Genomic DNA, 8,095 nt, shown 5'->3' with positions numbered 1-8,095 from the left:
CAATGCTGCCATGTTCTGGCTTTATGCCGGCACGATATTCTGGGTCGTTGGCTATGACACCATCTATGCCATGCAGGACCGCGAAGACGATGCGTTGGTCGGGATTAAATCGAGCGCCTTGCGGCTTAGCGGCAACGTCCGAGCAGGTGTGGCGGCATTCTATATTTTGACGCTGCTCGGCTGGGGCATGGCGATTTGGAGTGTCCGGCCCGAAAAGCAGGCTTTGGTCGCGCTCCTTCCCGTCGCCTTTCATTTGGGCATGCAGGTCGCATCGTTGAAATCTGATGGCAGCAACGCGCTTGGCCAGTTCCGTTCAAACCGCGTGGCTGGGCTGCTGGCCGCGCTTGCTTTTTTGGTCGTTGGTGCGGCCGGACAATAATAAGCTAGCGTCTAGGGAGAGAATTATGGAACATCGTCGCATAGGCAAAAGCGCCATTTACGTGTCTGACATCTGCATGGGCACCATGACCTTCGGGTCGCAAACCGACGAGGCGGAGGCGCATCGCATTCTCGACAGATGCCTTGATTCCGGCATCAATTTTTTCGACACAGCCGAAGGCTATCCCGTCCCGCCGGACATTAAATGGGTTGGCCGGACCGAGGATATTGTTGGCCGTTGGATGAAGGGTAAGAACCGCGATGCCATTATCATGGCAACCAAGGTTTCGGGGCCAAGCCACACATGGTTCAAATCGCCCAAGCGCGGCGGCATGACCACGCTGGATCGCCACAATATCATCACCGCGGTCGAAGAAAGCCTGCGCCGGTTGCAGACCGATTATATCGACCTTTACCAGACGCATTGGCCCGACCATGGCCTTGCTTATGATGAGACGATGGAAGTGCTCGACGAACTGGTACGGTCGGGCAAGGTGCGCGTATTGGGTTGCTCCAACGAAACAAGCTACGGCCTGATGAAGTCGTTGGCGACATCGGAGCGCCTTGGCGTCGCGCGCTATGAGAGCATTCAGAATAATTTCTCGATCAACAACCGCCGGTTTGAAGACGAGTTAAAGCAAGTCTGCCGTCAGGAGGGCATTTCCCTTCTGCCTTATTCGCCCTTGGGTGGTGGCGTGTTGTCGGGCAAATATCTCGATGGCGCACGTCCCGAAGGCGCGCGTTTTTCTCGCTATCTGGAAATGTCAGGCACGCGCCAAGTCGACATGGCGCAGCGTTTTGCGGGACCACGCGCGCTTCAAAGCACGATGCGGATTGTCGCTATTGCGCAAGAAGCGGGCATGTCACCAGTCACGCTGGCGACCGCTTGGTCGAAACAGCATAACTTTGTCGCATCGACGATAGTCGGCGTGAGCAAGGAAGACCAACTGGACGATATCTTCGCCGCGATTGACCTGAAGCTGAGCGATGAAGTGATGACCGCAGTGCACAAGGTGACGAAAGAGATACTGTACCCGATGGGGTGAGAGCGTGATGGGGAGACGGAAACCCTCCTCCCGCACCGCCAAACTTGGTTCAGTCCATGATCGCCGTCTGCGCGCAGCCCAGCGCTTCGCCAAGCGCCTGCAAACGGCGCGAGACGCTATTGGACTGCAAGCGGACGGCCGTGCCGCTGAGGTAGAGGCGAAGCGTCGCGCCATCTGCGTCGAGACGGCTGTCGTCAAGCGCGCCGCCGGTGCCGCCATCAAGGCGGTGGGCAACGCGAATGGCGAGGCCCCAAATCACCGCTTGGGCCAGCGCCTCTGGTTTGGCCAATGCCATCAGCGTTTCGGGAAGGGGGCGCTTTCCGGCATGTACCGTCCATAAAGCCGCAGCAATGACGGCGCGGTCGCTGGCGCTGACGCCTGGCCAACTGCCGTCGAGCGCCAGGTCAAGCGCATGGTCGGCGCGATATTCGGGATTCACGTTCCACACGCTGTCGGACAGCAAACACGCCGCCTGACACAGCCGTGCATTATGTGCGCTTTGCCGGGCAAAGACTGGCGCAATCCATTCGGCAAGGGCATCGCCATGAAAGGGAAAGCGCCCAAGCCGCTCGCCTTCAAAACGTGCGGCGGCAATTAATGGGTCTTGCTTGCGTTCGGCGGGCGTCAATTGTTCAAACAACAACCCCTCGCGCAGGCCATAGATGCTCGTTACGAGCTTGCTTGGCTTCAATAATCCGACAATGCCACCCAACAATGTGGTCGCCCCCGGCAGTTCGGAAATGCGGCCCGCTGCGACCACGTTGGACCGCGTTAAGGCGTCCCTGTCTTGGGTAAGCGGGGCGAGCACGTCTGGAGCCTCTGGCGACATTTCATAATTGGACAATATGGTCAGCGGATAACCGGTTTCATGCATGTGCAGCCGCGCAAAACTACGCCATGAACCGCCAATCATGTAAAAGGGCATGCCGGTTTCAATCGGGAAGGCGCGCTTGCCCATTGTCTTGGCAATATCATCGCGCAACATTGCTGCGACCTGCTTGGCCGATTTGCCCATTAGGATATCGTGCCGCAATGTGCCCAGCGGCAGCGATACGCGCGCGCCCAATTTGCCATCGGCGATGCGAATAAGTTCAAGACTGCCGCCGCCAAGGTCGCCAACATAGCCATTGGCGAAGGGATTATCGCTCAGCACGCCATAGCCGGCCGCCGTTGCTTCGGCATCGCCATCAAGCACATCAACGCGAATACCAAGCGCGGCTGCTTTTTCGACTAACTCATGCCCGTTTTTGGCTTCCCGCGTTGCGGCGGTTGCGACCACGCGCATGCTGTCCACCTGCATCGCGCGGGCAAGCGTTTCGAACCGCGCGAGTGCGGCCAGCGCCTTTTTCATCGTCGCTTTTTCAATTTCACCATCGCCAGAAAGGCACGCCCCAAGCTTTATCCTACTTTTTTCGTTGTAAATGGGCATGGGCGCACGTGGTAGCCCCGCGTACACAACGAGCCGAACGGTATTTGAGCCAATATCTATGACGGCCTGACGCACCGCCTTCATCTTTGTCGGACGAGGCTCAGCGTTGGAACCTTCTTCTCATCTGCGAGCGCGCCTCCGCGCCCTGAAAGCGACGCATTGGTCATAAAATAATGATGCAGATTAAATGGCATGCTTCCGGCTTTCACCCTCTCATAACGTCCATCCGAACGCAGCATCCAGCTTTGCTGGTTGTCGAGGAGGTTTGCAACCATAACCTGATCAAGGATTTGGTCATGCACGGTAGGGTTCTCAATCGGCAGCATATATTCTACACGGCGGTCGAAATTGCGCGACATCCAATCTGCTGAAGAGATGAAGACTTTGGCATTAGGGTTCGGCAAATCTGCGCCATTGCCCATCGCCCAAATACGGCTGTGCTCAAGGAAGCGCCCGACGACGGACTTCACGCGGATCCGCGACGACAGGCCCTTAACGCCCGGCCGCAAGCAGCAAATGCCGCGCACCACCAGGTCGATTTCGACGCCGGCCTCGCTCGCTTCATATAACTTGTCGATGACGGCCTTATCGACCAAAGAATTTAGCTTTGCCCAAACGGCACCGGGCCGTCCTGCGGCGACATGGGCAATTTCATCGTCAATCAACGACATGATTTTTTCGCGCAAGCCCAGCGGGCTCATGGTCAACAGCTTCAACTCGGTTGGCGGAATATAGCCTGTTATATAATTGAAAATCTGTCCGGCATCGTGGCCCACGCGTGGGTCAGCGGTGAAGAAGCTGATGTCGGTATACACTTTGGCGGTGATCGGGTGATAATTGCCGGTGCCCAAGTGGCAATAGGTCCGGAACCCATCGGCCTCGCGGCGGACCACCAGAGAGATTTTGGCGTGTGTCTTCATATCGATGAAGCCGTACACGACTTGCACGCCAGAATTTTCCAACTGCGATGCCCAATGCAGATTTTGCTCTTCGTCAAACCGCGCCTTGAGCTCGACAATCGCGGTCACCGATTTTCCGGCCTCGGCCGCTTCACACAAGGCGCGAATGACGGCGGATTGCTTGCCGGCACGATACAGCGTTTGTTTGATCGCCACGACGTCTGGATCCAGCGCTGCCTGCTGCAGAAACGCCAGCACAACGTCAAAGCTCTCATAAGGGTGGTGGATAACGATGTCTTTTTGGCTAATCGCCGAAAAGCAATCGCCGTCATGTTCCAATATGCGTTCCGGGAAGCGCGGGGAGTATGACGGGAATTTGAGGGTAGGTCGGTCTTCGTCCACCAATTGCCCGAGGTCACCAATGCCCAAGAAACCAACCGTTTCGACCACTATGGATGCGCCAGCGCCAAGTTCCGAACGGATTAAAGTCGCCAATTCGCTTGGTAGGCCCTTTTCCAGCTTCAGCCGAATAATCCGCCCGCGACGGCGCCGCTTTATGGCGCTGCGGAAGTAGCGGACAAGGTCTTCAGCTTCTTCCTCAACCTCAATATCGCTATCGCGGATGATGCGGAATGCGCCCGCTGCGACGAGCAAATAATCGGGAAACATTTGCCCGACGAAATGCTTGATCAGCGCCTCGATTGTGACGAAGCGTGTGCCGGGGCCGGGTAAGCGGATAAAGCGGGCGAGCGATTGCGGGATCAGCACCAATTGCCGCACGACTTCGCCATCATCCTTGCGGCGCATATCGAAAATAAGGCTTAGGCCTTGGTTAGGAATGAATGGAAATGGATGCGCAGGGTCCAATGCCTGCGGAGTGAGAACGGGTAGGACTTGTTCGCGGAAATATTTGCCAACTTGCGTCTGCAGCGTCTTCCCCATTGCGGATGGCTGGACAATTTTAATGCCTTCGCTACCCAGTTCCTTCATCAGCTTGCGCCACAACTTTTGCTGTTGAACCATCAGCCGGTCGGCGGCGGCGACGGTATCGGAAAGCTGTTCGGATGCGGTGCGGCCATCAATCGACAACTCCTCAATCCGGCGCTGCTGCTGCCCGCGCAGACCGGCCACGCGGACCATGAAAAATTCATCAAGGTTGGTGCCCGAAATCGACAGAAAACGCAGCCGCTCAAGTAACGGGTGCGCCGGGTTCGATGCCTCCTCAAGCACGCGCTCGTTAAATTTTAACCAGGAAAGCTCGCGGTTGAAATAGCGCGCATCTGCTGGCGTCTTTTGGGGTTTCAGAATTTTTGTACCCGGCACGGACTTCACGAACATTGTTCCTTCTTATCGATCTCAGACGCGGTGCCATGGAAACATTGCATATTTACGGCAGCTTAAACTCAAACTGTAATCGTAGTGCCACCAATTTGTCATGGTAGATATATGAAGATTTCACAATCCCTGCCTAACGCTCAGGTCAATAAATCGATATATCAGGGGTGAAATACATGCAAACTCGGTCCATAAAATCGCACTTTTTTGTCCGCACCGCCTTGCTGGGCAGCGCTGCGGCACTCGCAATTCTTCCATCTTCAGCCATGGCGCAATCCGCGCCGGCGGCAGATGAGGCGACGAATGAAGCAATTGTTGTGACTGGCTCTAGGCCAATCGCGGAATCAGAAGCGGCCGCTTTGCAAATTCAGAAAAATTCGGACTCGCTCGTATCGGTGGTTTCGTCGGACGCGGCCGGACGGCTGCCGGACCAGAATATTGCGCAGGCGACTGGCCGCCTTCCAGGTGTTGCGGTTGAGCGCGACCAGGGGCAGGCACGCTATATCAGTATTCGCGGTGCACCTAATTATTGGACCACCTTGTCGTTCGACGGCATTAACGTCGTGAGCCCAGAAGGCCGCGATGCTCGGTTTGACTCGATTCCATCTGCTATTGCGGCGCAGATCATCGTCTCTAAAGCTGTTACCCCTGACATGCCGGGCGAGACGGTGTCGGGTAACGTCAACGTCATAACGCGGTCGGCATTCGATTATGATGGGTTCCACTTCGCTGGCAAGGCGGGCTATGGCGTCGCCGAACTCGGCAACCGGCCACAATATGAAGGCTCAGCCGTCGTATCAACGCGCGTACCCGCCGGCGAAGGCGAAATCGGCATTCTCGTGTCGGGTAGCTATTATCAGCGCGACATGATCACTGACAATTTTGAGATCGATTATGAACGGGTAAGCCAAGACCAGCGGCCCGGTGCCGTTAGCCGGTTTTGGGCGCAGGAAACGGAAAACAAGCTGTATCGCCTAACACGTCGCAACTGGTCGATGTCAGGGCGTTTGGACTGGAAGCCTGATGCCGACAACACAATTTCGGTGCGTTCAATCTACACAACCTTTACCGATGACGAAATGCGCGACAATTTTCGCTTTGACCTTGATGATCGTCAGAGCGATCTCGTCGCCAATACCGCCGACTGTGGGACCGCAGTGAACCCGACGCCAACCACAACGGGCTATGCTGATATCTGCATCGGCAACACCCCGTTCAAGGGCACTATCTACGGTATCGACATTCGCCAGCGGTCGACGTTGCGCGCCTTTGAACAATCGATTTTCACCAACACCGTCGAAGGCACACATGAATTTGGCGATGGCTGGAAATTAAACTGGCTTGGCAACTATACAGAATCGAAAGATGATCGTTCCGTGGTTGGCGAAACAACCTGGGACAGCCCAAGCACACGCAATTTGCGTCCAACGGTAGCTTATGATTTCAGTGACCCCAATTTTGGCCGCTTAGCTTTGTTCAACACAATTCAGCTTAGCAGCCCGACCCGTTATCAGGCTGGTACGCAAGTTACGGCTATCGATAGCTTCACCAAGCCACTCACGTCGCTCAACGTGCTGGATGCCGTTGACACAACGAAAGCGTATACTGCAAAATTTGTTGTGTCCCGCGAAACGGAATTCTTCGGCGGTGACGCCGTTTTAAAAGCGGGCTTCCAGTTTGATCAGCGCGCCAAGACGGTTGATGAAAGCAACATCGTGCTGAACACGGCAGCACAATTTGCAACAATCGGTATCCCGACTACCTATAGTAGTTTCAGCCTTGATACACCGTTCAAGGGCGAGATACCGATGGGATATACATTCCGTTATTTTGACGCAGATAAAATGCGGGCAGCGAGCGAAGCCGCGGTCAAAAATTTCAGCTTCGCCCCCGTGACCGGAAACATCTATGACGTGCGTGAGCAAGTATATGCCGGATATGTGATGGCAAATGTCAAATATGACTGGGGTTCGCTTGTTGGTGGTGCGCGCGTTGAACATGTAAAAAATCGTGGTATCGCCGTGGCCACCATTGGTTCAGTCACCGCGCCAGTCACTGCCGAATCTGATGGCACATTGGTATTCCCGAGCATGCATCTTAACTTTGACGTACAAGATGACCAAAAGATCCGCATTGGCTTTACCAGCGGCGCGGCGCGTGCCGATTATGATCAGCTGCGCCCGAATGTTACTGTCGATGACAGCAATCAGCGGATTTCTGGTGGCAACCCGGCGGTAAAGCCGGAGCGTGCATATGGTTTGGACGCTTATTATGAATATTATGTCCAACCGCAGGGTTACTTCATGCTCGGTGCATTCTACAAAAAGGTAGAAGACGTACTGTATACATCGCGCCGGGTTTTTGGTTCGAACGCGCTAGACAGCAATAATATTGACCGTTCGGGTTATGCCTTTAGCGGGATTACCAACGGCGGTTCGGGTCGAGTGTTTGGCGTTGAAGCGGCTGCACAGATGCAGTTAGACCCCTATGTCTCCGACCTTGGCTTGCCCGACTGGATGGGCGGCTTTGGCATTACTGCAAATGCCACCTACAATGACAGTGAAGTTACTAAGCCCGCGTTACTTGATGCCGCAGGCGCCATTGTCTCGCCCGAGCGCAAGGTGCCGCTGCCTGGCACATCCGAGGTCGTTTACAATGTCGGTGCTTATTACGAGAAATATGGCTTGTCGCTGCGGTTGCAGTATCAGAACCGCACCAATTGGGCTGATGGATTTGCAGACAATCTAGACAGCGCCGGCGATACTTATTGGGCGAATGACGATGAACTGGACTTCTCGGCACGGTATGAAATCTCAAAGGGTATCGAAGTGTATTTCGACGCTGCAAACCTGCTGAACAATCCAGGCCGCCGTTTTTCCGATCCGTCTAACATCTTGACTGCGCAGGGCGTTCCGACGCCATTTTCAAGCCGCTACACGATTGAATGGGAACGCTTCGGCCGCCGCTATTCAGGTGGTATCCGCGTAAACTTCTAATGCGCAATCTGC

At 55.3% G+C, this 8,095-nt stretch carries 5 protein-coding genes; 3 read left to right on the top strand and 2 right to left on the bottom strand.

Going from position 1 to position 8,095, the window contains the following annotated elements; all coding sequences use genetic code 11:
* Together ACIQ2T_RS10520 and ACIQ2T_RS10515 are read left to right on the top strand one after the other, a co-directional pair.
* Nucleotides 1-379 (top strand): UbiA family prenyltransferase (locus ACIQ2T_RS10520; RefSeq protein ID WP_397590765.1); only part of this gene is annotated, 379 nt, incomplete at its 5' end.
* 25 nt (nt 380-404) lie between these two features.
* Complete coding sequence (locus ACIQ2T_RS10515) at nt 405-1,424, top strand: aldo/keto reductase (protein ID WP_397590764.1); 1,020 nt, start codon at nt 405-407, stop codon at nt 1,422-1,424.
* A 49-nt stretch (nt 1,425-1,473) separates the two neighbouring features.
* Here the strand turns inward: ACIQ2T_RS10515 and ACIQ2T_RS10510 are convergent, their stop codons facing one another.
* Together ACIQ2T_RS10510 and ACIQ2T_RS10505 are read right to left on the bottom strand one after the other, a co-directional pair.
* Nucleotides 1,474-2,928 carry a Ppx/GppA family phosphatase gene (locus ACIQ2T_RS10510; RefSeq protein WP_397590763.1) on the bottom strand — a complete coding sequence of 485 codons (1,455 nt, stop codon included), beginning with the start codon at nt 2,926-2,928 and terminating at the stop codon, nt 1,474-1,476.
* A 5-nt stretch (nt 2,929-2,933) separates the two neighbouring features.
* Nucleotides 2,934-5,090, bottom strand: a complete 2,157-nt coding sequence (locus ACIQ2T_RS10505; RefSeq protein ID WP_397590762.1) for an RNA degradosome polyphosphate kinase — start codon at nt 5,088-5,090, stop codon at nt 2,934-2,936.
* Nucleotides 5,091-5,263: 173 nt separating this feature from the next.
* On the opposite strand from ACIQ2T_RS10505, the gene ACIQ2T_RS10500 reads away from it, so the two are divergent.
* Nucleotides 5,264-8,083 carry a TonB-dependent receptor gene (locus tag ACIQ2T_RS10500; protein ID WP_397590761.1) on the top strand — a complete coding sequence of 940 codons (2,820 nt, stop codon included), beginning with the start codon at nt 5,264-5,266 and terminating at the stop codon, nt 8,081-8,083.
* Nucleotides 8,084-8,095: the final 12 nt, after the last annotated feature.

This window comes from Sphingorhabdus sp., assembly GCF_044357595.1.
GTDB lineage: Bacteria > Pseudomonadota > Alphaproteobacteria > Sphingomonadales > Sphingomonadaceae > Sphingorhabdus_B.
Note: the sequence above shows the minus strand (reverse complement) of the source record. Positions and strands in the feature narration are given on the sequence as shown.